At 62.0% G+C, this 24,792-nt stretch carries 23 protein-coding genes; 13 read left to right on the forward strand and 10 right to left on the reverse strand.

What is annotated here, in order from left to right; translation table 11 throughout:
• Positions 1-137: 137 nt before the first annotated feature.
• Entirely contained in the window at positions 138-1,346 is a 1,209-nt protein-coding gene (locus tag IEX57_RS19275; protein WP_188706639.1) for an MFS transporter, read from the forward strand.
• Between the two features lie 228 nt (positions 1,347-1,574).
• Here IEX57_RS19275 and IEX57_RS19280 read toward each other — a convergent pair whose 3' ends face one another.
• The 3 genes from IEX57_RS19280 to IEX57_RS19290 all read right to left on the reverse strand — a co-directional run bounded on the left by IEX57_RS19280 (position 1,575) and on the right by IEX57_RS19290 (position 4,024).
• Positions 1,575-2,012 (reverse strand): hypothetical protein, encoded by a 438-nt coding sequence (locus IEX57_RS19280; RefSeq protein WP_188706641.1) that lies wholly within the window; start codon positions 2,010-2,012, stop codon positions 1,575-1,577.
• Between the two features lie 316 nt (positions 2,013-2,328).
• Positions 2,329-2,841 (reverse strand): DUF1993 domain-containing protein, encoded by a 513-nt coding sequence (locus tag IEX57_RS19285; protein WP_188706643.1) that lies wholly within the window; start codon positions 2,839-2,841, stop codon positions 2,329-2,331.
• 157 nt (positions 2,842-2,998) lie between these two features.
• Positions 2,999-4,024 (reverse strand): cupin-like domain-containing protein, encoded by a 1,026-nt coding sequence (locus IEX57_RS19290; protein WP_188706645.1) that lies wholly within the window; start codon positions 4,022-4,024, stop codon positions 2,999-3,001.
• Positions 4,025-4,391: 367 nt separating this feature from the next.
• Between IEX57_RS19290 and IEX57_RS19295 the strand changes: the two genes are divergently transcribed.
• The 4 genes from IEX57_RS19295 to IEX57_RS19310 all read left to right on the forward strand — a co-directional run bounded on the left by IEX57_RS19295 (position 4,392) and on the right by IEX57_RS19310 (position 10,178).
• Positions 4,392-5,261 (forward strand): trypsin-like peptidase domain-containing protein, encoded by an 870-nt coding sequence (locus IEX57_RS19295; protein WP_188706647.1) that lies wholly within the window; start codon positions 4,392-4,394, stop codon positions 5,259-5,261.
• 183 nt (positions 5,262-5,444) lie between these two features.
• A complete protein-coding gene (locus IEX57_RS19300) occupies positions 5,445-6,395 on the forward strand; it encodes a glycoside hydrolase family protein (RefSeq protein WP_229709130.1) in 951 nt (316 codons plus the stop codon).
• A gap of 223 nt (positions 6,396-6,618) precedes the next feature.
• Positions 6,619-7,590, forward strand: a complete 972-nt coding sequence (locus IEX57_RS19305; RefSeq protein ID WP_188706649.1) for a glycosyl hydrolase — start codon at positions 6,619-6,621, stop codon at positions 7,588-7,590.
• A gap of 326 nt (positions 7,591-7,916) precedes the next feature.
• On the forward strand, positions 7,917-10,178 hold the full coding sequence (locus tag IEX57_RS19310) for a phosphocholine-specific phospholipase C (RefSeq protein ID WP_188706651.1): 2,262 nt from the start codon (positions 7,917-7,919) through the stop codon (positions 10,176-10,178).
• Positions 10,179-10,249: 71 nt separating this feature from the next.
• Here IEX57_RS19310 and IEX57_RS19315 read toward each other — a convergent pair whose 3' ends face one another.
• Positions 10,250-10,573, reverse strand: a complete 324-nt coding sequence (locus IEX57_RS19315) for a low molecular weight protein tyrosine phosphatase family protein (protein WP_188706653.1) — start codon at positions 10,571-10,573, stop codon at positions 10,250-10,252.
• A gap of 98 nt (positions 10,574-10,671) precedes the next feature.
• On the opposite strand from IEX57_RS19315, the gene IEX57_RS19320 reads away from it, so the two are divergent.
• On the forward strand, positions 10,672-10,971 hold the full coding sequence (locus IEX57_RS19320) for a Dabb family protein (protein ID WP_188706655.1): 300 nt from the start codon (positions 10,672-10,674) through the stop codon (positions 10,969-10,971).
• A 6-nt stretch (positions 10,972-10,977) separates the two neighbouring features.
• On the opposite strand, the gene IEX57_RS19325 is transcribed toward IEX57_RS19320, so the two are convergent.
• Positions 10,978-12,000: an alpha/beta fold hydrolase gene (locus tag IEX57_RS19325; protein WP_188706657.1), complete on the reverse strand. Its 1,023-nt coding sequence runs from the start codon at positions 11,998-12,000 to the stop codon at positions 10,978-10,980.
• Between the two features lie 111 nt (positions 12,001-12,111).
• A complete protein-coding gene (locus IEX57_RS19330; protein WP_188706659.1) occupies positions 12,112-12,795 on the reverse strand; it encodes a YoaK family protein in 684 nt (227 codons plus the stop codon).
• Between the two features lie 159 nt (positions 12,796-12,954).
• Between IEX57_RS19330 and IEX57_RS19335 the strand changes: the two genes are divergently transcribed.
• On the forward strand, positions 12,955-13,368 hold the full coding sequence (locus tag IEX57_RS19335) for a YrdB family protein (RefSeq protein WP_188706662.1): 414 nt from the start codon (positions 12,955-12,957) through the stop codon (positions 13,366-13,368).
• 20 nt (positions 13,369-13,388) lie between these two features.
• Here IEX57_RS19335 and IEX57_RS19340 read toward each other — a convergent pair whose 3' ends face one another.
• The gene (locus IEX57_RS19340) at positions 13,389-13,580 is read right to left on the reverse strand and encodes a hypothetical protein (RefSeq protein WP_188706664.1); all 192 of its coding nucleotides are present in this window, start codon (positions 13,578-13,580) and stop codon (positions 13,389-13,391) included.
• 224 nt (positions 13,581-13,804) lie between these two features.
• Between IEX57_RS19340 and IEX57_RS19345 the strand changes: the two genes are divergently transcribed.
• The 6 genes from IEX57_RS19345 to fba all read left to right on the forward strand — a co-directional run bounded on the left by IEX57_RS19345 (position 13,805) and on the right by fba (position 23,072).
• Positions 13,805-15,781 carry a helicase-related protein gene (locus IEX57_RS19345; RefSeq protein WP_188706666.1) on the forward strand — a complete coding sequence of 659 codons (1,977 nt, stop codon included), beginning with the start codon at positions 13,805-13,807 and terminating at the stop codon, positions 15,779-15,781.
• 96 nt (positions 15,782-15,877) lie between these two features.
• Positions 15,878-17,374, forward strand: a complete 1,497-nt coding sequence (gene glpK / locus IEX57_RS19350) for a glycerol kinase GlpK (RefSeq protein WP_188706668.1) — start codon at positions 15,878-15,880, stop codon at positions 17,372-17,374.
• A gap of 1,111 nt (positions 17,375-18,485) precedes the next feature.
• On the forward strand, positions 18,486-20,030 hold the full coding sequence (gene glpD / locus IEX57_RS19355; RefSeq protein ID WP_229709131.1) for a glycerol-3-phosphate dehydrogenase: 1,545 nt from the start codon (positions 18,486-18,488) through the stop codon (positions 20,028-20,030).
• Positions 20,027-20,893 carry a triose-phosphate isomerase gene (tpiA, locus tag IEX57_RS19360; protein ID WP_188706673.1) on the forward strand — a complete coding sequence of 289 codons (867 nt, stop codon included), beginning with the start codon at positions 20,027-20,029 and terminating at the stop codon, positions 20,891-20,893. Before glpD ends, tpiA begins: the two co-directional genes overlap by 4 nt.
• A gap of 85 nt (positions 20,894-20,978) precedes the next feature.
• A complete protein-coding gene (locus IEX57_RS19365) occupies positions 20,979-21,992 on the forward strand; it encodes a class 1 fructose-bisphosphatase (protein WP_188706895.1) in 1,014 nt (337 codons plus the stop codon).
• A 12-nt stretch (positions 21,993-22,004) separates the two neighbouring features.
• Positions 22,005-23,072, forward strand: a complete 1,068-nt coding sequence (gene fba / locus IEX57_RS19370; RefSeq protein WP_188706675.1) for a class II fructose-bisphosphate aldolase — start codon at positions 22,005-22,007, stop codon at positions 23,070-23,072.
• 63 nt (positions 23,073-23,135) lie between these two features.
• Here the strand turns inward: fba and IEX57_RS19375 are convergent, their stop codons facing one another.
• The 3 genes from IEX57_RS19375 to lpxC all read right to left on the reverse strand — a co-directional run bounded on the left by IEX57_RS19375 (position 23,136) and on the right by lpxC (position 24,697).
• A complete protein-coding gene (locus IEX57_RS19375; RefSeq protein ID WP_188706677.1) occupies positions 23,136-23,483 on the reverse strand; it encodes a RidA family protein in 348 nt (115 codons plus the stop codon).
• Positions 23,484-23,584: 101 nt separating this feature from the next.
• Entirely contained in the window at positions 23,585-23,770 is a 186-nt protein-coding gene (locus tag IEX57_RS19380) for a hypothetical protein (RefSeq protein WP_188706679.1), read from the reverse strand.
• A gap of 12 nt (positions 23,771-23,782) precedes the next feature.
• A complete protein-coding gene (gene lpxC, locus IEX57_RS19385) occupies positions 23,783-24,697 on the reverse strand; it encodes a UDP-3-O-acyl-N-acetylglucosamine deacetylase (protein ID WP_188706682.1) in 915 nt (304 codons plus the stop codon).
• Positions 24,698-24,792 lie beyond the last annotated feature (95 nt).

Consider the following 24,792-nt stretch of genomic DNA (forward strand, 5'->3'; position numbering starts at 1 on the left):
CGGACCACGGCGGGTGGCTTTTTCATATGCGTCGCCCCCGTAGCCAGGCCATTCATCTAATGACATTTGATTAGGAAATGACCATTCCCTATTATCATGCCATCGATGTCCCACTCTGGCAGCGCTCAGGATTTCGCATGAACCAACCCCAAACCACCACCCCGCAACAGGCCGATCATGCCGGCATTTCCAGCGGCCTGATCACCCTGCTGGCCGTGTCCTGCGGCTTGATCGTGGCCAATATTTATTACGCGCAACCGCTCATTGGCCCGATCAGCGCCGCCCTGGGCCTGCCCGTCAGCGCCGCCGGTTTGATCGTCACCATGACGCAGATCGGCTACGGCGCAGGCTTGATCCTGGTGGTGCCATTGGGCGATTTGTTTGAAAACCAGCGGCTCACGCTGGTGATGGTCGGCCTGGCCGCAGTGTCTTTGCTGGCCGCCGCATTCGCGCCCGCACCGCTGCCTTTCCTCACCGCCGCACTGTTTATCGGGATTGGTTCAGTCGCCGTACAGATCCTCGTGCCCTACGCCGCCCACCTCGCCCCGGAAGCCAGCCGCGGTCGTGTCGTCGGCAACGTCATGAGCGGCCTGATGCTGGGTGTCATGCTGGCGCGCCCGGTCTCCAGCTTCATTACCGCCCTGAGTTCATGGCACGTGGTCTTCGTCCTGTCCGCGCTGGCCATGGTGATGCTGGGACTTGTACTTCGCAGCAAACTGCCGCAGCGCCAGCCCGCCCACGCGCTCTCGTACGCCGAATTATTGTCGTCAATGGCCCACCTGGCGCTGAACACCCCCATCCTGCGCCGCCGCGCCCTGTACCAGGCCTGCATGTTCGGCACCTTCAGCGTGTTCTGGACCACCTCGCCCTTGTTGCTGGCGGGCCCTTACCAGCTGACCCAGCGCGGCATTGCCCTGTTTGCCCTGGCCGGCGTCGCCGGCGCCATTGCCGCGCCCATTGCCGGTCGCGTTGCCGACCAAGGCTGGAGCCGCCCCGCCACCGCCATCGCCATGATCCTTGCCGCTGTGGCATGGCTGCTGACCCACCTGGCGCCCCAAGGCTCAGCGCTGGCGCTGGGTTTGCTGGTGGTCGCAGCGATCATGATCGACTTCGGCGTCCAGGCGAACGTCGTGCTGGGCCAGCGCGCCATCTTCGCCCTCGGCGCCCACGCCCGCAGCCGCTTGAACGGCCTGTATATGGCCACCTTCTTCGCCGCAGGCGCCATCACCTCCGCCCTGGGCGGCTGGGCATACGCCCACGGCGGCTGGATCTGGGCCAGCGCACTGGGCCTGGCCCTGCCGGTCGTCGCGCTGGTTTATTTTGCGACGGAGAAAGGCGGGGAATGAGGTAACGACAGGTGTGGTGTTGCAGTGGCGTTGGCAATTCCAGCACGCACCCCACTGACTCGCCATTCCGGCCTTAAGCCGGAATCCAGCTGCAATGCATGAAAGTGCCATGGAATCAGCACAAAACGGCAGTGATATGCCACCGAAGACAGCCAGTTAGGCTGCGGACTGGATTCCGGCAAAGGGGGCCGCCGAGGTCCGGAATGACGAAGTGGTAGGGCGAGTCAATCATTCTTGCAAACCGTCGCGTAGGGTGGATTCGCGAAGCAATCCACCGTTGCTGTGGTGGATTGTCGCTTCGCTCCGAATCCACCCTACAAAACCTGCACCCAGATGACCTGGTTTGGGTTTGGGTTTGGGTTTGGGTTTGGGTTTGGGTTTGGGTTTGGGTTTGGGTTTGGGTTTGGGTTGCAGTTGCAGTTGCAGTTGCAGTTGCAGTTGCAGTTGCAGTTGCAGTTGCAGTTGATTTTCGGGGTTGGGGTTGCTTTTGACGTTGGGCCCCTTTGACCGCGCCGAGCATCGCAGCAAGGCGCGGCGACAAAGGCGAAGCGGTAGGCCGCAGGCCGAACTCGCGAGCCAGCCGCGACTTGCGAGAAGCACAGGGAACCCGAAGGGCGCAGTCGCAGGGGTCGCCTTTTCTTTGGGTACTTTCTTTTGGCGATCCAAAAGAAAGTGCCTTGCCGTCGGGCAACCCCCGACACCCCAAACAACCGCGCCGCAAGGCGCTAACAGCAGTTCAAGACTTTAAAGACAGCAGCAGGCGGATTGTCGCTACCGCTCCGAATCCCCCTACATCATGGCAAGCGCAGACTTTGTTGCTCTAGCCAACAAAGCCCACCTGCGGCGGCCCGACTGGATTCCGGCCAAGGCGGCCGCCGAGGCCCGGAATGACGAAACAGTGATCCAGCGAGCAAAACTTCACTGCCATTGCAGCCACTCGCCTCCAGCGAAATGACAACGCCGGGCAGCAAACAACCTCCCCTCACTCCCCATAAGGCCCCAGATAATCCAGCTTCCCCACATCCAGCCCATGCTGACGCAAAATCGCATGCGCCGTCGCAATGTGGAAATAGAAATTCGGCAGCACAAACGTCATCAAATACTCATCGCCAGTAAACGTGGTTTTGATGGTGGAAAAATCCAGCGTCACTTCACGGGTATGCGTGCCATCCAGCTGCTCTGGCGTGATCGTCGCAAAAAACGCCTGCGTTTTCAGGATCCGGGTTTTCAGCTCACCAAACGTGGTCTCGCAATCCGGGAAACTGGGCACGTCAATGCCCACCAGACGGCCAATGGCGTTTTTGGACGTGTCAGAAGCGCGTTGTATCTGCCCGGCCAGCGGCAGCATGTCGGTGGCAATGCGGGCGTGGACCAGCACTTCGGGCGGCACGCCGGCGGCTTTGGCATGGGCTTCGGCTTTATCCACGTAGCTGGCCAGCACTTGCAGGCCACGCTGGAATACCGGAATGGAAAGGCGATACATCGATACAGCCATGACAGCGTCACTCCTGGGAAGGTGCTGGTACGGTGGCGGCGAGCGGCTGAAAATTCAAGCCATTGTCATCAGTATCGACGATCTGCATCAATCATGAGGCGGATTTTGCGCCCGGGCAGCTCTCGCCCGCACGGGCGCAGCCACGCCGGGCGGCACATCAGAATGCGCGCTCGGCCGGGTAGGAACTGGTGAAGTCGTTCTGCCAGCGGAAATTGATGAACGACATGGTGACCGAGACCTCAAGCCCTTCCACAAAATGCCAGCAACCCACCGGCAAGAACAGGATTTCGCCCGGATTAAGCGTGCATTCCAGCGGGCGCACGCGCCGCATTTCAGGAAAGCGCTGGAAGTCGACATTGCGGGCATCGACATAGGTAAAGCAGTGCTCGTGGTTGTACATGCTGGCGATTTCCGTTGCCGGTACCAGCACAACGCGCTTGCGGCCGATGATCTGCGCCATGAAATTATTGGTCAGATCATGGTGGAACGGGGTGATGGTGCCGGCCGGGCCAAACCACAAAAAGCCGCTATCAACAGACGACGGGTCCAGGTATTCCGGCAGCGGCGGTACGTCGTTCCACAGGTCGGCCAGCGCCGCGCGATTGCGCGAGTCGTTGTAGGCCGTCATGTAAAAGTCGTTGGTCGGGCTTTGCGCGCGCACCAGGTTCACGTACTCGGCAAAGCGCATGGTTTTTTCATGGCGCTTTTTGTCCAGTTCGTAATGCTGGTTGCTGTTGCGGCCAAACTGGACCTGAACCTCGGCATTGCCGCAACGGCTGGCAAAGTAATCAAGGCTCCATTTGTTCATGGCAGGCCAGTGATCCATCATGCCGGTGATGATGACGGGGCGGCCGGCGGTATAGAACTCGTCAAAGAATTCGCGGGTGCTCAGGCGGTGCCGCCGCGGGATTTCCGCCGCGCGCAGGTGCTCCAGCCGGCGCAGGTTGTCCAGCACCCAGTCACGCTTGGCCAGCCGGTTTTTCAGGCGCTGCGCACCGGCCAGATACGGGCTTTGGCGGGCCGCGTTGAGTTCTGCCAGCGCCATGTCCGGCGCAATGCCGCCAGCGACCATCACCTGCAACAGATCATCCGGATTGCTGCCCAGCAGCAGGTTCTCGGCAATCCAGCGCCGCCATTCATTGTCGACCACGACCGTGGCCACGGTCTGATGTCGTGTATCCATCCATCCTCCTCGTCCGGTCGTTGCCGGTTTTACCCAACGCTTCAAGTGCTTGGGCGATGTTGTCATGACACGTTCAAGCGTACTTGCTGCACCCGGGCATGGGTAGCCCTGGCCCGCCGGACGTTTGTTAAACGAGACATTCGGCAGGCCGGTGCGGATGGCCGGGACAAGTCGGCGCCAACCCTGGTCACCAGAACCCTTCGTACCCGAGGACACAGGCAGTTACGCCCGTCGCGGCGGTCAAATCAGTCTGGCCTGACCATTGATGTATCAGCGTGTATGGAAAACAACGCCGCAACCGGCCAAAATTGACGCAAAACTTACCGCTTGCGAAGATGCCGCAGCCATGACTTGCCCAACAAAAAAAATGATCCTGCGCGCATCCGCACTTGCCTTTCTGCTCTGTTTTGCCACGCCCGCACAGGCAGAGATTTATAAAACCAAAGATGCCAATGGCAATGTCACATTTACGGATGTGGATCCAAACGCGCCCAATCAGGTTTCGGAGAGCAAAGGCGCGCAAAGCACGACTGTAAGGACTACGCGCCCCGTCACCACTTTCAGCCGCTATGGCACCTGGCGAACTTTCCAGTCCAGCACCGTGACCATCCAGACCCGCGCTCCGGCTTCTGCCTCAGGCAGCGGCTTTCGGGTGGCCTCAAACATCATCGTGACCAGCAAGCATCTGGTGCACGATTGCAACCGGATCATGATCGACAATGTCCGCATGGCGCAGCAGGTAGCCCTGAGTGGCGAGAGCGATCTGGCGCTGGTCAGGGACTATGGCAGCAGTGGTTCCATGATCAAGTTTCGCGAAGATGAAGTCCGCCAGGGTGAAAGCGTGCTTGTGGGCGGCTTCCTTTCCCCGACGCAGCAGGGCGAGCGGGCGGTGCTCAACACTGGCAAGGCGCAGATTAAAAGTGGCAGTACGGAACCGCACATTTTCAGCGTCGCCGGGAATATCCTGGCGGGTGCCAAAGGCGGGCCGATCCTGGATCAGGCCGGCCATCTCGTCGGGCTGGTTTCGTTCAATACCAATATGGAGACGGCCTCGCACGTGATCGAGGTGACGCCCAATGCGCAAAGCAGCCCGGCCATCAAGGGTTCAGAAATCGCCCACTTTCTCAAGGCCTATAGCGTTGAGCCCATGATTGCCCAATCCAGTCAGGCGGTCGAGCAAACGGTCATTGCCAACAATCTTGAGCATGCCATGGTGACCATTACCTGTTACCGCTAAGCATACGGCCTTGTATGTTTTTGTAGCAGCACAGTCCTGAACGACCGCCTGTCATGCAAGACCCGCAGCACGTTGGCTGAGGGTTGCGACTGGCCAGGCTGCGCCTTTAGCATCCCCGCAGTTTGCAAACGTTTTCAAAAACGCCAGCAATGGCACAAACGCTTGAATGCGCGGGGATTTGTCATGATGCTTTTGCCTCACCGTCCGGCCCGGTCTTTTTTGCGGCTTGCTGTGTTGTGTGCCGGTTTGACGCTGGCGGCCTGCGGCGGTGGCGGTGGCGGCGGTAGCGACAATCAGGTCAGCGCGCCGTCTGCGACCACATCAACCACCGCAACCCCCACCCCCACGCCTGCTGCAGCAAGCAAAAGCTTCAAGCGTGGCATTGCTTATGACGTTGCCAACAGCCAGGATCTGGCCGCGCTCTCGCCGGGGGTCAGCTGGTGGTACAACTGGAGTCTCAAGCCCAACACGGGTTTGCCAGCCAATGCGCAGACCACGGCGAACATGGATTTCGTCCCCATGCTGTGGAACGACAATTTTGTCGATGCAGATGTCATCACCTATCTGAAAGCCAACCCGGCCATCAAATATCTGCTGGTGCTCAACGAGCCCAATCTTGTCGATCAGGCCGACATGACGCCAGCGCAGGCGGCGACGCTGTGGCCACGTTATGAGGCGATCTCTGCCGCCACCGGCGTAAAACTGGTGGGGCCAGCCATGAACTGGGGCACGTTGCCCGGATACAGCGACCCGGTGGTCTGGCTGGATGCCTTCTATGCCGCCTATCACGCCGCCAACAACAACCGTGATCCGCAGATCGATTACCTGGTGTTCCACTGGTATGACTATGGTTTGTCTGGCCAGCTTGATCGCCTGACCAAGTACGGCAAGCCGTTCTGGGTGACCGAGTTTGCCAACTGGCACACGTCCAGCGATGCCGCGCAGATCGACACCCTGGCCAAGCAAGAAGCCCAGATGGCCGATATGGTCAAAACCTGCGAAACCCGCAGCGATGTATTCCGCTACGCCTGGTTCACCGGTCGTATCAACCCTGACCCGCACTTTGACAGCTTGCTGGCCGGCACTGGCGTGCTCACCACGCTGGGCAGCCAGTACCTGGCCCAGCCCTGGTAGCTCTGACAGGCGCAAAAACATGGCGCTGCACCACCCCGGTGCCACACTGACGTCTGTCACCAGGAATGGACCTGCGGCGGGAACTCGCAGAACGCGTGTTCCCGCGGGCTGGTCTATTTTTGTGGCGCCTTGAGAAAGGCTCAGCCCACTCTGCACTGGCCCCTGGTCTGCCCTGTGTTCTGTCACATCCTGCCCGCCGGGTCAGTGCATTACAGGAGAACCCATGATGCACCGTCTCCCACCGTTAGAAGACCCCCACCGATTACGCTGGCTGATACTTTTGATCGTCACCACTGGCCTTTATGCCTGCGGCGGTGACGACAACAGCAGTACCCCTTCCTCCTCCAGCATGTCCAGTAGTCTCACCGCCTCCTCCAAAGCCACCTCCAGCGTCACTCCCGTTCCCACCGGCACCAGCAAAAGCACCAAACGCGGCATTGCCGGCAATCTGGGTATCTACCCGGCTGATCTGACCGTGGTCTCCAGCGGGGTCAGCTGGTGGTACAACTGGACGCTTAAACCCAGCAGCAATGTGCCCGCTGATTACCTCTCGGCGTACCAGATGGAATTCATCCCGATGATCAGGACCGGCGATTTCGTCGATCAGGATGTGATCAACTGGTTGCTGGCCAACCCGAGCGTGAAGTATCTGCTGGTGCTCAATGAGCCCAACAAGACCAAACAGGCCAACATGAACCCATGGTCGGCGGTCGTGGTCTGGCCGCGCTTTGAAGCCATTGCCCGGCAAACCGGAGTCAAGCTGGTCGGGCCAGCCATGACCATGGGCGACATGCTGCATTACAACGATCCGGTCGCCTGGCTCGATAGCTTTATCGCGGATTACAACGCGGTGTATCACCGCGACCCGCAAATGGATTTCCTGGCGTTTCACTGGTACGACTACGGCCTGGCAGCGGCGCTTGATCGGCTGGACAAATACGGCAAGCAAATCTGGGTGACCGAGTTCGACAACTTCCACTACACCGTCGACGGCACACAGATCGATACCGAAGCCAAGCAACTGGCGCAGCAGGCCGATATGGTCAAGACACTGGAAACCCGCAGCGATGTGTTCCGCTATGCCTGGTATACCGACCGGGTCAGCGGCAACCCGCACTTTATCAACCTGCTGGCCGATCCAGGACAGCTGACCAATGTGGGCAGCCAGTACGTGAGCCTGCCCTGGGTGTATTAAGGGTTCATCGCCGATCCTTAGCCAGAAACGGCAGGTTCACTGCCGTTTCTGTTTGCGCTGACCCGCCATACCTGAGGCTGCCTTCCAGCGCCCCGCGCCACCATCTGTCGACGACAATCGGCCAGACCAGGCGGCTTGTCATTCATCTATACGTCTAGCAAAAAATGGCGTCAGTCCGCTTGCCCGGGGCAAGTGGTCCGTATTGGCAACGGGCGCTATGTGTCGGTTTTCAAGGGGTTTTCCAGTCACAAAACTGCAAATCAGTCTCCATACCGTGGCGGCACGCCGCGTGCCGGCCACTCAAAAAACAGTATGGAGACGAGACAATGGATCAGCAATTTGACGGGTTTAATCGCCGCCGCTTCATGAAAGGTGCCGCCGCCGCGCTGGCCGGCACCGTGTTGCCGGGCGGGTTGCAACGGGTGCTGGCCGCCCCGGCCGCTACCGGGACCCTGGGTTCGATCGCGCATGTGGTGATTTTCTCGCAGGAAAACCGTTCGTTTGACCACTATTTTGGCTCGCTCAACGGCGTATCCGGTTTTGGTGACAACCACCCGCTGCTGCAAAACGCCGCCAATGGTGTGGCCAATGTGTTCTATCAGAAAAACGGCAGCGTCATTCAGTGCCCGTTTCATCACAACCTGAAAACCACCGCGGCTGAATGCGCGGCGGATGTGGCCCATGATTGGTCCAGCGGCCACACCGGCTGGGACAACGGCAAGCTGGACAAGTGGTATGCCGCCAAAGGCGGCTTGTCGATGGGGTATTTCAACCGCCAGGATATCCCATGGCATTACGCGCTGGCCGACAACTTCACGGTCTGTGACCATTACTTTCACTCGGTCATGGGCCCGACCAACCCGAACCGGCTGTATCTGATGTCGGGCATGATTGATCCGCAAGGCAAGAACGGCGGCCCGGTGACCGACAACAGCGAAAAAGGCTACACCTGGACCACCTATGCCGAGCGCCTGCAAGCGGCCGGCATCAGCTGGCGCGTCTACCAGGAACAGGACAATTTCGACGATAACGCGCTGGCCTGGTTCAACAATTTCAAGAACGCCGGGACCACCTCGCCGCTGTATATCAACGGCATGCAGCGCCGCACGCCGGCCCAGTTTGCGGCAGATGTCGCCAACGACCAGTTGCCCGCCGTGTCATGGGTGATCGCCCCGGCCTCTTTGTCTGAACACCCGGATTACGGCCCCAACCCGGGCGCCAACTATGTGAACCAGTACCTGACCGCGCTGGTGAGCAACCCGGCGGTGTGGCAAAAGACCGTGTTCTTCCTGGTGTATGACGAAAACGGCGGCTTCTTTGATCATGCCATCGCCCCGGTTGCGCCTGCCGGCACGACCGACGAGTTTGTCTCCGGCGTGCCGATTGGTCTGGGCGGGCGGATTCCGGCGCTGGTTATCTCGCCGTGGTCCAAGGGCGGTTATGTGGCCAGCGAGGTGTTCGACCATACTTCCACCCTGCGCTTTCTGGAAGCATGGACCGGCGTGCAGGAGCCCAATATCAGCGCATGGCGGCGCAAGATTTGTGGCGACCTGACCAGTGCGTTCAACTTCACCGCCAGCGATTACGCCTTCCCTACCTTGCCCGATACCGCCGCGCTGGCCGCCAATGCCGCCACCGAGTGCAAGAACCTGCCGGCCGCGACCCCCATCGCCACCACCACGCCGCCCACGCAAGAAACCGGCCCCCGTTCGGCCCGCGTACAGCCGTACCAGCTCAATGCCTGGGGCGGCGCCGACCGTAGCGCCGGCCGGTACTGGATCTACATGACCAACCAGGGCCCGCAGGATGTGATGATGTCGGCCTACGTCAACGCGTACCGTACTGACGGCCCGTGGCGTTACCAGGTGGCGGGCACCGGCGTGCAGTCGTCCGATTACTTCAGCGTGAATACCTATGGCGGCGGCAAGTACGACATCAGCGTCTACGGCCCCAACCGCTTCTACCGTCGCTTTGCCGGCAATATCGCCGCCACCGCGTGGCAAAACCAGCCGGAGCCGGAAGTCACCATCACCACCGGTTCCGCCGGCACGCCGATCACGCTGACGTTCAGCAACACCGCCAACATTGCCGCAACGTTCACCGTGACCCGCCGCAACGCGCCTGTGGGTGGCGCAGGTGGCCAGGTCTGGACAGTCACCGTGCCCGCCGGCAAAACCAGTGGCCAGAGCTTTCCGACCCATACGGACTGGTATGACTACCTGGTCACCTTGAGTGGCGACACGCTGTTTGCGCGCGAATTTGCCGGCCATATCGAAGGCGCAAGCGGGACGACCGAGCAGCCATTTACCGCCATCGTGGCGACACCCACGCCCACGCCAACGCCAACGCCGACACCCGCCCCGACGCCCTCGCCGGCCGCGGCCCAGGCATCCACACCCACGCCCGCACCGGCTCCGTCTGCCGGCGTTTGCGCCACACCGTGGAACAGCAGCACGGTGTACGCCAATGCGGGCCAGACCGTCAGCTACCAGGGCCACAACTACCAGAACAAATGGTGGACGCAGGGCGACAACCCCAGCCTGAGCGGCCAGTCCGGGCCGTGGCAGGATCTGGGTGCATGCAGCTAGATTGCGGGATGCCACAACAAAAAAGCCACCATCACGGTGGCTTTTTTTACGGGCGGTTATCTGCGGTGGCGTCAGGGCAACCAGGGCGTCACTGCGCTGTGCAGGATATCGACCAGTTCAGGGTCCATATAGCGATACTCATCCGGGATATCGAGCACATGCACGGTCTTGCCGGCCAGTTCTGCAGCAAAGTCGGCCTTGAGGCGGGCTTTGTGGCTGTGCTCCATCACAAACACCAGATCAGCCCAGCGCAGGTCATCGGCGCTGACACGGCGGCGGGCGCTGGCGCTGGTGCCGGCAGAGCGCACCTGCAAGCCCGGCGTGTTGCGCCAGATCTGTTCTGCGGTGGGGCTGCGCCACTGATTGCGGCTGCAGATAAACAGCACGTTGTACATAACCGGTGCCCGTGGGTTGATTTGTGCCAATGCGGGCCGATTTTACAGACACACCCGGCATTTGCCGATCTTGTCCTGCCTGATCAAGGAAACACGCCATGGCCCTGCGTCACCTGGTTTTACTGCGCTTCAAGGATGATATCCCCGCCGATACACGCGCTGCGCTGGAGCAGGAATTTGCCTCGCTGGCGACAAAGATTGACGGCATCAGCGCGTTTGAGTGGGGGCTGGATGAAAGCCCGGAGCCGCTCGCCAAAGGGCTGACCCACATTTTCAACATGACCTTTGTCGATGCCGCCGCCCGCGACGCCTATCTGCCACATCCGGTCCATCAGGCATTTGTGGCCAGACTGAAGCCGACGCTGGCCGATATCCTGGTCCTCGACTACCCGGTGTAACGGCGTTCAGCCCACGCCCAGCGTGTGCAGAAAGTCACCGATGGCGGTGGTTTCTTCGTTATCAGCCCCGACATCGGCATTGATCTGCATATGCGAGCGCGCCAGCGGTTTGACGGTGACCTTGCCGCCCAGTTGCGCAATCTTTGCTGCCATGTGCTCAGCGCTGTCGCAGGACGTTGCCCGCTCGGTGGAGCAGATCAACAGCATGGGCACCGGTCTGGTCTTGAGTTGCTGATAGGGCGATGCCGTCGCCCAGGCCGCCGGGTCTTTGCCAAACGCCCGGTCATACAAGGGCAAATGGCGTGCTTGCATCAGGGTCGGGACATCCAGCGCGGCGCTATCAAGCGACACCGTGCCCAGCCAGGGCTGCACGCCCGCCGCGCTGACAATGCCGGGGTCAACCGTAATCAGCGAGACCAGGTGCGCGCCGGCCGAATGCCCCATCAGCACCACCCGGGCCGGATCGCCGCCCCAGGCTTGCGCGTGGGCCTGCACGTAAGCCACGGCGCGCGCCAGATCAGCCGCCTGATCCAGCGGCGCAGCTTGCGGCAGCATGCGGTAGTTGGCCGAGACAAAAATCACCTGCCGGGCCCGCCAGTACGCTGCCTTGGGCTCCACCACCGTCCGCGCGGCCTTGTCGCCGAACTCCCAGCCGCCGCCATGGGCCATAAATACAATCGCGGCGTGGTCCGGGTGATCCGGGATATAGACATCGATCTTCTGGGCGGGATCGGCCCCGTAGCTCACATCACGCAGGGTGGAACCAGGCGCAGCGGGGATCAGGGTGCTGACGGCTGGCGCATCGCCACCGGCCGGGCCGATATCGCGCAGGGTGTCGCGGCAGCTGTTGGTCAGCTCTGCCAGATGCTTGCGCAGGCAGGCCACCACGCGGCCGCCACCCGGTTTGACGTCCTGGCAAAATGATTGATAGTCGGCACTGCATGCCTGCACCAGACCCGAACCATCGCTGGCGGCGTACAGCAGCACCGATAAACCCCAGACAGTAAGCCCTGCAACAACCGACCGCATGATGGCGCCCCGCTGATAGGTAGGCCGGCCCCGCCGGCAAGTGTCCCTGACTGCCAGAACGCCAGCCGCGCCGTCGGCGTTGACGGCACTGTGAGGCTTGTCACAAACAATTCATCGCGCGCCATCCGCCGGCAGACGCGCCAGCCGCGTCGCGGCCAGAGAGAGCAACGGCGGCAGCAACAGGCAGATGCGCCCCCAACCGTAAAACAGCAGCGCCGCCGCCGCGCAGCCCAGCGCAAAGGCCACCACGGCCGTGCCCATTTTCCTGAGCCGGGTGCGCGCCTGGTTGGCCAGATCCTCTGGCAGACCGCGCCATAAATCGACCGCATCAATCACGATCTGGGTGGTACTGCCGGTCATCAGTGTGGTGGGGGGCGCACTGGGCAAGTGAATGCGATGCACGCCGTTCTGGATCGCCATGGCCGCCACCAGCGTCAGGCCGGTCAGCATGGCACTCCAGTGATCGCCGTTGGTGAACGGCCCCAGCGCGAGGGCAAATGCGCCACCCAGCGCCAGCAACAGCGTCTGGGTCAGCAGCAGCACGGTCACGCCGCCGTCTGGCCGGGTGTTGAGCGCGGTGGATGCCAGCCGCACCAGCGCCACCACCAGGCAGAACACCGGCAAGGCCAGCAACTTGGTGATCACGCCGGACGAGCCAAATGCCAGCGCCGCGCCCAGGGTCACAAAGTTGCCGGTGACATGCGCGGTAAACAGACCTTGCAGGGCCAGAAAACCCGCAGTGTCGACATAGCCCCCAAGGGCACTGAGCAATCCGGGCAGATGGTCGCGTTTCACGGTGATACTTGATCCTGGCGGGTTTTATGCAAAATGTATAACCGCTGCGACCACCGGCCGCAATCACCTCATCCGGTTTTTACCCCGTCAGGTAGAGGCGGCCTCTGCCACAAGCCAGAGCGCAAGGCCGGTTTGCCCTGGCGCGCCGGCCGAGCCACTATGATAGGAGCATGCATTGCCGAGGCCAGCGGCCGTGAGGGAGCGATGGGCTATCACCCGATCAACCTGTTTGTGCGTTTTTTGCTGGAACTTGCCGCATTGGCCGGGCTGGCCTGGTGGGGCTGGCAGACGCATTCCGGCGCGGCGCAACTGGCTTTTTGCGTGCTGACTCCTGCGCTGGTGGCCACCATCTGGGGCATGTTTGCGGTGCCCGGTGACCGCAGCCGCCATGGCAGCGCCCCGGTGCCGGTGCCCGGCGCCATCCGCTTGATGCTGGAGCTGGCCGTCTTTGCCGCCGCAGTGATCGCCCTGGCACTGACCGGCGCCCTGTTGCTGGCACTGTTACTGGCGGCGGCGGTGTGCGTGCACTATCTGTGCTCGGCCGACCGCATCAACTGGCTGGTCCATCATTAACCCGCTGGCAGCGGTCCGCCTCAGCCAATGGCGTAACCGATGACGGCCGCGTCCTCGCCCATGACTTCTTCCCGCCGTACCTCAACCCCGCTTTGGCAGTTGCCGGTAATCACCCAGCGACCCTGGCCGACCGGGGTCAGGGTGCGGGTCTGGTCACAGTCCAGCACCGTGCTGCCGGCCTGGTTCAAACATTGAAAGCAGTAGTTACTCATGGCCGCTCCCGAAATCTCTGCGATATATTGATAGAGGCCGGATTTTCTATATTCATCAATGACATAAACATCAGACACTTCTGAAACTGCGTGGCCAGCCCGCCCGCTGCATGGCCACGTACCGCAGCGGCTGCAACGCACATATCGCCCGTTCACGGTGATGGTTACCGCAGCGCAGCAGCCAGGCTTTACAATCACGTTCGTACTCTTTTTCTCTTTTGCCCATGACCGATACCCTGCTTGATACCGACGACACCTCCGCCCTGGATGACTACCTGAGCGCCAGCCAGGCCAGCCTGATTACGGTGGAGGGCAGCTACGCGGTATCCGTGCATGGCGAGATCATCATCAACAAGCGCGTGGTGCCGTATCACCTGGTGCCCGACGCCGGGTTTCTGGGCAAGGTGGCCAAATGGCGCAAGCTGGACGCCGATGGCCGCCTCTCGCTGCTGCAAGAGCGCTGGAACGCCGCCAGCCGCGCCGAACTGGAAAGCGAACTGCGGCAATGCGCGCTGAAGATTGCCCGCATTGCCACCGAGCACGAACTCGACCCCGGCAGCGCTTTCAACGCGTTTCAGGCCCGGCATGAACTGGCCCGGCTGCGTTGCAAGGTGGCGCTGGAGCGGATCGAGGCCCTGCGCGACAACCGCACGCAAGCGCATGAGGCCAGCAAAACCCACGACGCGGTCAACCTCTCGCTGTATCCGGAGTCGTTCACGCTGGCGCAGAAAATGCCGCGCCATTTCATTGCGATCCTGGGCCCGACCAACTCGGGCAAAACCCACGCCGCCATGGAGCATCTGATCCGCGCCCACAGCGGCGTGTATCTGGCGCCGCTGCGCTTGCTGGCGCTGGAAAACTACAACCGCATGCTCGATGCCGGCGTCGCGGTCAGCCTGGTCACCGGCGAGCAGCGCAAGCTGCATCCGGATGCCACGCACGTCGCCAGTACCGTGGAAATGCTCAACCCCAACCGCGCGGTGGATGTCGCGGTGATTGATGAAATCCAGCTGCTGGAAGACGCCGACCGCGGCGCGGCCTGGACCGCCGCCGTCTGTGGCGTACCGGCCATGACGGTGTACCTCTTGGGCGCGCTGGAAGCTGAACAGGCGATCGAAGCGCTGGTAGAACGCGTGGGCGGCACGCTGGAAGTGCGCAAGCTGGAACGCAAATCGCCGCTGGAAATGGAACGCCAGCCGCTGGGCTCCTTGCGCAACCTGCAGGCCGGTGACGTGCTGATTGCGTTCTCGCGCCGCGATGTGCTGAGCTGGCGCGATCAGGTGATTGAACAGGGTTTCCCGGTCTCGGCCATTTACGGCAACCTCTCGCCGGAGGTACGCGCGGCCCAGGCCGAGCGCTTTGTTGAGGGCGAAACCAAGATTGTGGTGGGCACCGACGCCATCGGCATGGGCCTGAACACCCCGGCGCGGCGGGTGATTTTCACCACGTCCAACAAATTTGATGGCGTCTCTGAAGGCACCATCAGCGCCGCCCTGGCCAAACAGATTGCCGGCCGCGCCGGCCGTTTTGGCGCACATGAAACCGGTTTTGTGGCCGGGCTGGATGCATCGACCCACAAGATCATCGCCACCTTGCTGCGCCAGAAGATTGAACCGCTGCCGGCCACCGGGTTCTTTGTCGCACCCAATCTGGACTACCTGCAGCAGATTTCCGCCGCCAGCGGCCAGCTCAAGCTGTTTACCTTGCTGGAGCTCTTCACCCGCCACATCAACGTGCACGATGAATTCTTCCTGCCCGCCAACCTGACGGACCAGATGGAAAAAGCCAAATGGCTAGATGTGTTGCCGCTGTCACTGGAAGACCGCTACACCTTCAGCCTGTGCCCGGTATCCACCCGGATTCCCATGCTGGAGCGCGCCCTGAAAGACTGGGCCGGCCTGCGCAGCCAGAAAAAGCCCGCGCCGCTGTTGCGCATGGAAGGCATGATGGGCCGCAACGAACTGCAGTACCTGGAAGACACCTGCAAGCTCTACGCCGCCTACGCCTGGCTGGGTTACCGCATGCCGGACACCTTCCCGCATGAAGACATGGCCCAGTCGCTGATGCAATCGACGTCGGAAAAGATCGACCAGATGCTGCAAGCGCAGAACACGAAGCACCGGCACGGCCACGGCGCGCGCAAAGGCCACAAGCCGGCGGGCCGGCGGCAACCGGCAGCAAAGAAAGGATTCCGCCGCTAGCGCGGCCATCTGCTGGCCGAACCCGCCCGCAAACCTCTATAGTGCTCCAGACCCGCGCGCCGCCCCCGCTGACGGCGCGTGCAACAGGAGAACAACATGTCATCCCGGTACATCCTCGCGCTGGATCAAGGCACCACCAGCTCACGCGCGATCGTGTTTGATCGCGCCGGCAATATCGTGTCGCTGGCGCAAAAGGAATTCCGCCAGATCTACCCGCAACCGGGCTGGGTAGAACACGATCCGCGCGAGATCTGGGGCACGCAAGCCGGCGTCGCTACCGAGGCCGTCGCCTCTGCCGGGCTGAGCGGCAAAGACATCGCCGCCATCGGCATTACCAACCAGCGCGAAACCACCGTGGTGTGGGACCGCGAAACCGGCCAGCCCGTCTGCAACGCCATTGTCTGGCAAGACCGCCGCACCGCGCCCTTTTGCGATGAACTCAAGCACGCCGGCCATGAAGCGCTGATCCGCGAGAAAACCGGCCTGCCGATCGACGCGTATTTTTCTGCCAGCAAAATCCGCTGGATTCTGCAAAACATCCCCGGCGCACGAGAAAAAGCCCAGGCCGGCAAGCTGGCCTTTGGCACCGTGGATAGCTGGCTGGTCTGGCACTTCACCCAGGGCGCCGTGCATGTCACCGACGTGTCCAACGCATCGCGCACCATGCTGTTCAATATCAACACGCTGCGCTGGGACGAAGACCTACTGCGGCTGTTTGAAATCCCCGCCAGCCTGCTGCCACGCGTGGGTTCATCCAGCGAAATCTACGGCCATACCGCCGACAACCTGTTTGGCGGCGCCATCCCGGTGGCCGGTATTGCCGGTGACCAGCAATCGGCCCTGTTTGGCCAGCAATGCACGCAACCGGGCATGGTCAAAAACACCTACGGCACCGGCTGTTTTCTGATGATGAACACGGGCGATGCGCCCATTGCCTCACGCAACAACCTCTTGAGCACCGTCGCCTGGCAAGTCAAAGGCAAGGTGCAATACGCGCTGGAAGGCAGCATTTTCACCGGCGGCGCCGTGGTGAAATGGCTGCGCGACGGCCTGCGCCTGATCCGCAGCTCGTCCGAAATCGACAGCCTGGCCCGGAGCGTGCCCGATACCGACGGCCTGTACCTGGTCCCTGCCTTTGCCGGGCTGGGCGCCCCCCACTGGAACCAGGACGCCCGCGGCGCCCTGTTCGGCGCCACCCTGGGCACCAGCGCCGGCCACATCGCCCGCGCCGCCCTGGAAAGCATTGCCTGGCAAACCATGGACGTCGTACGCGCCATGGAAGCCGACGCCGGTGTCCCCATGCCCGAACTGCGGGTCGACGGCGGCGCCACGGTGAACAACCTGTTGCTGCAATTCCAGGCCGACATCCTGGGCATCGACGTCGTCCGCCCGCGCATTACCGAAACCACCGCCCTCGGCGCCGCCTACCTGGCCGGTCTGGCCGTCGGCTACTGGCATGACCTGAGCGACGTAGAAGGCCAGTGGCAACTGGAACACCGGTTTACGCCACAACTGGCCAGCGACGACGTAGCCCGCCGCGTAGCCGGCTGGCAACGGGCAGTGCGGGCGAGCATTGCCTGGGCGAATGACTGAATACGCAACCGCTGGCAGGCGGGCTGCTTGCGGGAATTGCAGCTGACATCCCGCCAAGGGGCCGACGAAGTGGTAAAGCAAACACATCATTCTTGCGAGCAGACGATTTGCGGGGTTGGGGTTGCTTTTGACTTGCCCTCCCCTTGACTGCGCCGAGCATCGCAGCAAGGCGCGGCGACAAAGGCGAAGCGTTAGGCCGCAGGCCGAACTCGCGAGCCAGCCGCGACTTGCGAGAAGCACAGGGAACCCCGAAGGGGCGCCGTCGCCGGGGTCGCCTTTTCTTTGATTACTTTCTTTTGGCGAAGCAAAAGAAAGTAACGTGCTCCGGCCACCGCCGGTATCAAAACCACCGCGCCGTCAGGCGCTAACAAAAGATCCAGGGTTCAGCAGCCCTGGCACGTATCGCAGCTGGATTCCGGCTCAAGGCCGGAATGACGAAGTGGTAAAACAAACACATCATTCTTGCGAACAAGTGGTTTGCGGAGTTGGGGCTGCTTTTGAAGTTGCTTTTGAAGTTGCTTTTGACTTGCCCTCCCCTTGACTGCGCCGAGCATCGCAGCAAGGCGCGGCGATCAAGGCGAAGCGGTAGGCCGCAGGCCGAACTCGCGAGCCAGCCGCGACTTGCGAGAAGCACAGGGAACCCGCGTAGCGGGCGCAGTCGCCGGGGTCGCCTTTCTTTGGTTACTTTCTTTGGCGAAGCAAAGAAAGTAACGTGCTCCGGCCACCGCCGGTATCAAAACCACCGCGCCGTCAGGCGCTAACAAAAGATCCAGGATTCAGCAGCCCTGGCACCCATCGCAGCTGGATTCCGGCTCAAGGCCGGAATGACGAGCCCGTAGCACGCAGCCAAACCCCACAACGACAGCCACAACACCCAGCTTCAACAAACCAACAACGCAAACCAAAGCCCTGTGAATTCAACCCGTTGCACCCACCCCACACCCCCGCCACCACTCGCACCATCAAATATTGTTCACGGCAGCTTTTATGCCTAGCCTGAACTCATAGAACAAAGAACGTGAGCGGCTGGCCAGATCGCACACAGCACCACCGGCAAGGCATCTGACACGCCAGTCGCCCAGGTCTCATGAACCCGCAACAAGGTGCAACCTTGGACAAGCTGATTTATGACTTGCTGGTTATTGGCGGCGGCATCAACGGCGCCGGCATTGCGCGCGACGCCGCCGGGCGTGGCATGTCCGTGCTCTTGTGCGAGCAGGACGATCTTGCCGCACATACCTCTTCAGCCAGCACCAAACTGATTCACGGCGGCCTGCGGTATCTGGAGCATCACCAGTTCGGGCTGGTGCGCAAGGCCCTGCAAGAACGTGAAGTGCTGCTGCGCTCTGCCCCCCACATCATTTCGCCACTGCGGTTTGTCATGCCGCATGCGCCAGAACTGCGCCCGGTGTGGATGATCCGCATCGGGCTGTTTTTGTACGATCATCTGGCCCGCCGCCAGGTCTTGCAAAGTGCGGAGGCCATCGACCTGACCAGCCACATCTGCGGTGCGCCGTTGCGGGCCGGTTTCCAGCGCGGTTTTGTGTATTCAGATGGCTGGGTGCAGGATGCGCGCCTGGTGGTGCTCAATGCGCTGGATGCCGCAGAACGGGGCGCCACCATCCTGACCCGTACCGCCGTGGTTGCGGCCGCGCGGGAAAACGGCTCCTGGCGGGTGACTTTGCGCACGCCGGATGGCCAGCACCAGCTGGTGTTTGCCCGTGGGGTGATCAACGCGGCCGGACCGTGGGTCAACCGCCTGCTGGGCGATGTGCTGGAGGTGACGCCGCGCCATTCCGTGCGGCTGGTCAAGGGCAGCCACATTATTGTGCCGCGCTTGTTTGATCATCCGTATGCGTATCTTTTCCAGAACCCGGATAACCGCATCATCTTTGCCATTCCGTTTGAGGATGACTACACGCTGATCGGCACCACCGATGTGGATTTTCGCGGCGATCCGGGCCAGGTGAAGATCGACGCGGCCGAGACCGAGTACCTGTGCCGCATGGTCAATCGCTATTTCGCCCGGGAAATCACCCCGGCAGACGTGGTGGCGACCATGTCGGGCGTGCGGCCACTGGTCAAGGATCAGGCCACCAACGCCTCTGCCGTGACGCGTGACTACACGCTGGAGCTGGATGACAAAGGCCCGCCGCTGGTGTCGATCTTCGGCGGCAAGATCACCACCTATCGCAAGCTCTCGGAACAGGTGATCGACCTGATCGGCCCGCGTCTGGGCAACCACCGCCCGACCTGGACCGCCAGCGCCCCGCTGCCGGGTGGCGATATCCCCAAGGCCGATTTCCCGGCGTTTGCCGGCCGGCTGGCCCGGCAATACCCGTGGCTGCCGGCGCCGTTGCTGCAACGCTATGCCCGCGCCTATGGCACGCGCATTCATGTTTTGCTCAAAGACGCCCGCGCCATACCCGATCTGGGCGAGTGCATTGTGCCGGGCCTGTATGAGCGTGAAGCTCGTTATCTGATCGAGGTGGAATGGGCGCGCACGGCGGAGGACATCCTCTGGCGGCGCAGCAAGCTCCGGCTGCATATCAAGCCCGCTGACGAGGCCGCGCTGGAACGCTGGCTGTTGTCCTGTCAGGCCCGGACAAACCCGCCGGCGGCCTTGTTGCGCGCCGTGCAGGAGCCCGCGCCATGAGCCTCTTTGCCCGCGCCGAACCCGCCTTGAGTGCCGCGCCCGGAACGGGCCGCGTGCCAACGCGTGAACGCATGGTGGTGGGCAACTGGAAAATGCACGGCAGCCTGGCACTCTGCCGCGAGATGGTGCCGGCCATGGCCAGCGTGGCCCAGCCCGACGCCGCGCTGGTGCTGTGCCCGCCCGCGCCGTATCTGGGCGAGGTCGCCCGGCTGGCCGCCAATACCGATGTGCAATGCTGCGCGCAAAATGTCGCAGATGCCCACAGCGGCGCGCTGACGGGTGAGTGGTCCGCCGGCATGCTGGCAGATCTGGGCTGCCGTTACGCCATTGTCGGCCACTCTGAACGGCGGCGGCACTATCATGAAACCGACCACCTGATTGCGGCCAAAGCGCAGGCCTGCCTTGAAGCGGGCATCACGCCGATTGTCTGTGTGGGTGAAAGCTGGGTGCATCACCAGACCGGGCAGACCGAAGTCGTTTTGCAACACCAGCTGGGCACACTGCTGGCATTGCCGGAATGGCACCGGCTGATCATTGCCTACGAGCCTGTCTGGGCAATCGGCACCGGTGTGGCGGCGCGGCCCGACACCGTGGAAGCGGCCCATCGCTATATCCGCAGCCGCTTTGCCACGCGTGACCCGGTGGTGGGCAACAACATGACCGTGCTGTATGGCGGCAGCGTCAACGCGGATAACGCCACGCAGTTGTTTGCGCTGCCGGATGTGGATGGCGCGCTGGTGGGCAGTGCGTCGCTGCAAAGCGATGCGCTGATGCAGATTTACACCGCCGCCCTGCGCCCTGGCGCAGCGACGGCGACCTCGGGCGCAGCACACGGTGCGCGCGGCGATCAGGCAACGGAGTAAACGCATGGCACACCGTACCGTACTGGCCGAACAAGCCCCCGCCCAGACCGGCCCCGCCGCCGGCACCCCGCCTGGCAAAGCGCATATGGGCACCAGTTTTTCCGAGTTCAACACCGGCGAGTTTGCCGAGTCGCCGCAAACCGATCTGGGCGTGTTGCTCGGCCAGGTCGCGACGGCCTGCAAGGTCATCAGCGCAGCCGTCGCTCGGGGTCCTTTGTCTGACACGCTGGGCTATACCGGCACGGACAATATCCAGGGCGAGAACCAGCAAAAGCTTGATCTGATCGCCAACGAGTTGATGATCCGCTGGACCGAATGGGGCGGCCAGGTGGCGGCCATGGCGTCGGAAGAAATGGCGGATATCTACCGCATTCCCACGCAATACCGGCAAGGCCGCTATCTGTTGGTGTTTGATCCGCTTGATGGCTCGTCCAACCTGGATGTGAATGTCTCGGTCGGCAGTATTTTCTCGATCCTGGCGCGCCCGGCCGGTGAGGGCGAGGTAGAGGACAGTGACTTCTTGCAGCCCGGGGTGATGCAAGTCGCCGCCGGGTATGCGCTATACGGCCCGGCCACCATGCTGGTGGTCACCACCGGGCACGGCGTCAACGGCTTTACGCTGGATGAAGAAACCGGCGAATTCATCCTGACTCATCCGCACCTGACCATCAGCCCGGATACGCGCGAATTTGCCATCAATGCCTCTAACGCGCGCATGTGGGAAGCGCCCGTCATCCGTTACATCGACGAATGTCTGGCCGGCGTGAACGGCCCGCGTGGCGAGGCGTTCAACATGCGCTGGGTGGCGTCGATGGTGGCAGAAATCCACCGCATCCTGATCCGTGGTGGCGTGTTCCTGTACCCCAAAGACAACCGCGACCCGACGCGCCCGGGCAAGCTGCGCCTGATGTACGAAGCCAACCCGATGTCGTTCATTGTCGAACAAGCGGGCGGCGCGGCCAGCACCGGGCGCGAACCCATCATGCAAGTGCAGCCGCAAGCGCTGCATCAGCGCGTGGCGGTGATTCTTGGCTCCCGTAACGAAGTGGAGCGACTGGTGCAATATCATCTGGACGCACCCGCCGCACCGGCCCCCTGAGGCGGAGGACACATGGCCCTGGTTTCGCTACGCCAGTTACTGGATCACGCCGCCGAGCACGGTTACGGCCTGCCCGCGTTCAATGTCAACAACATGGAGCAGATGCGCGCCATCATGGAGGCCGCCGACCGCACCGGCAGCCCGGTGATCGTGCAAGCCTCTGCCGGCGCCCGCGCGTATGCCGGCGCGCCGTTTCTACGGCACCTGATGCTGGCTGCGCTGGAAGAATTTCCACACTTGCCCCTGGTCATGCATCAGGACCATGGCACCAGCACCGGCGTGTGCCTGCGCGCCATCCAGCTGGGGTTTTCCTCAGTCATGATGGATGGCTCGCTGGGTGAAGACGGCAAAACGCCCACCGGTTACGACTACAACGTCGGCATTACGCGCAATGTGGTGGCGTTTGCCCATACCTGCGGCGTCTCGGTAGAAGGTGAACTGGGCGTGCTGGGCAGCCTGGAAACCGGCATGGCCGGCGAGGAAGACGGCATCGGCGCGGTCGGCAAGCTTGATCACCAGCAGATGCTGACCGACCCGGAAGAAGCCGCCGCCTTTGTCGAAGCCACCGAGGTCGACGCGCTGGCCATTGCCATTGGCACCAGCCACGGCGCCTACAAGTTCTCGCACCCGCCGACCGGCGACACCCTAGCCATCGCCCGGATCCGGCAAATCCACGCGCGCCTGCCCAATACCCATCTGGTGATGCACGGCAGTTCATCCGTGCCGCAGGAATGGCTCAAGCTGATCAACGAATACGGCGGTGAAATCCCCGAAACCTGGGGCGTGCCGGTGGACGAGATTGTCGAAGGCATCCGCCATGGCGTGCGCAAGGTCAATATTGATACCGACCTGCGCCTGGCCGCCACCGGCGCCATCCGCCGCGCCTTTGGCCAGAATCCGTCAGAGATCGACCCGCGCAAGTACCTCAAGCAATCGGTCGATGCCATGCGCAATGTCTGCATCGCCCGCTTTGAGGCCTTTGGCGCAGCGGGTCAGGCCGAGCGGATCAAACCGTTGAGCCTGGAGAAAATGGCGCACCGGTATGCCATCGGGGAATTGCATGCGCGGGTGAAGCGGTAGCGTTGGGGGTGCCGGGGTTTGTGGCACAGGCCCGCGCGGGTGGCCGTCACCACCCGCTTTCAATCAAGCCCGCGCTGCGGTAAACACAATTTCCAGCAAGTCATCCGGCGAAGCCAGTTCTGCCTTCACGCACGCCCGCGACGGCGCGCAACCTGCCGGCAGCCAGGCCTGCCAGATCTGGTTGAATTCGGCCCGGTTGGCCAGATCAGGCATATAAATCATCGCCATCAAGAGACGACTTTTGTCCGAGTTCATCGCGGCCAGGGTGCGCTCGGCTTGCGCCAGCAAGGCGTGCGTCTGCTCTGCCATGGTCTTGCCGCTTTCCGGCACTTCCACAAAGTGGATGATGCCGTTGAAACAGGTGGCGTCAGACCATTGGGCGGTCGGGTTCAGGCGCTGGATATCGGACATTTCATCATCTCAAAGAGAAAGGGATACGCCATGATAATGGCGCCCCGCGCGGCATGCCAGACACAGCGCACGCGCAAAATGACGATACCGCAAATGCAGAGCTAGCCGACAGACAGGCGTTCAAACGCCAGGCCAAAGAAGAAGATCAGCAACAGGCCCAGGACGCAGAACAGCACCCAGGTGATCATGCGCAGCCAGAAGCGCTCACGCGTGCGCAGGTATTTGAACGCGCCAAAGCCGGTCAAGAGCACGGCCAGCACAAACAGGATGCGCAAGATGCCGAACATGGGCTGGCCAGATCAGATGGTCAGCGGCGGCAAGGCGTGGAACGAGGACGGCACGGCCGCGTCGTTTTCAAAGGTGACGATCTCGTAGCTTTCCTGATCATCCAGCAGCGCGCGCAAGAGCTTGTTGTTCATGGCGTGGCCAGACTTGTAGCCAGAGAACGCGGCGATCAGCGGATGGCCCAGGATATACAGATCGCCAATGGCATCAAGCAGCTTGTGACGGACGAACTCGTCTTCAAAGCGCAGGCCGCCATCGTTAAGCACGCGGTATTCGTCGATCACCACGGCGTTATCCATGCTGCCGCCACGTGCCAGACCGTTCATGCGCATGTATTCGACTTCGTGGATGAAGCCAAAGGTGCGGGCGCGGGCGATCTCGCTGATGTAGTTGGTGTTGGCAAAATCAATGGAAATGGACTGCTGGGACTTCTTGAATGCCGGGTGTTTGAAGTCGATGGTCAGCGTGGTCTTGTAGCCGTCGTACGGCTCCAGCTTCACCCATTTGTCGCCTTCCACCACTTCGACCGGCTTTTTGACGCGCACAAAACGCTTGGCCGCGTTCTGCATGACCACGCCAGCCGATTGCAGCAGGTAAATGAACGGGGCGGAGGAGCCATCCATGATCGGCATTTCCGGGGCATCCACTTCAACCAGCACGTTATCGATCCCGAAGCCGGCAAACGCCGACATCAGGTGCTCGATAGTGCCTACGCGCACGCCATCTTTGATCAGCGTGGAGGAGAGTCGCGTATCGTTGACGAGGTCCGGCCCCACCTTGAACGCGTCCGAATCGGGCAGATCGGAGCGCTTGAACACGATGCCGTGATCCACCGGCGCGGGCTTCATCACGAGCGTGACACGCTCGCCAGAATGCAGACCGACGCCAACGGCACGTACCGTGGATTTCAAGGTGCGTTGCTGAAACATGAAAGGTTACTCCGCCTGTTCCGGTTATCCCGGTCTATCAACACAAGACGCCAGTTTACCAGCCCCGGGTCATGGGCTGGATTGATCGTCACAAT

This window comes from Silvimonas iriomotensis, from assembly GCF_014645535.1.
Classification (GTDB): domain Bacteria; phylum Pseudomonadota; class Gammaproteobacteria; order Burkholderiales; family Chitinibacteraceae; genus Silvimonas; species Silvimonas iriomotensis.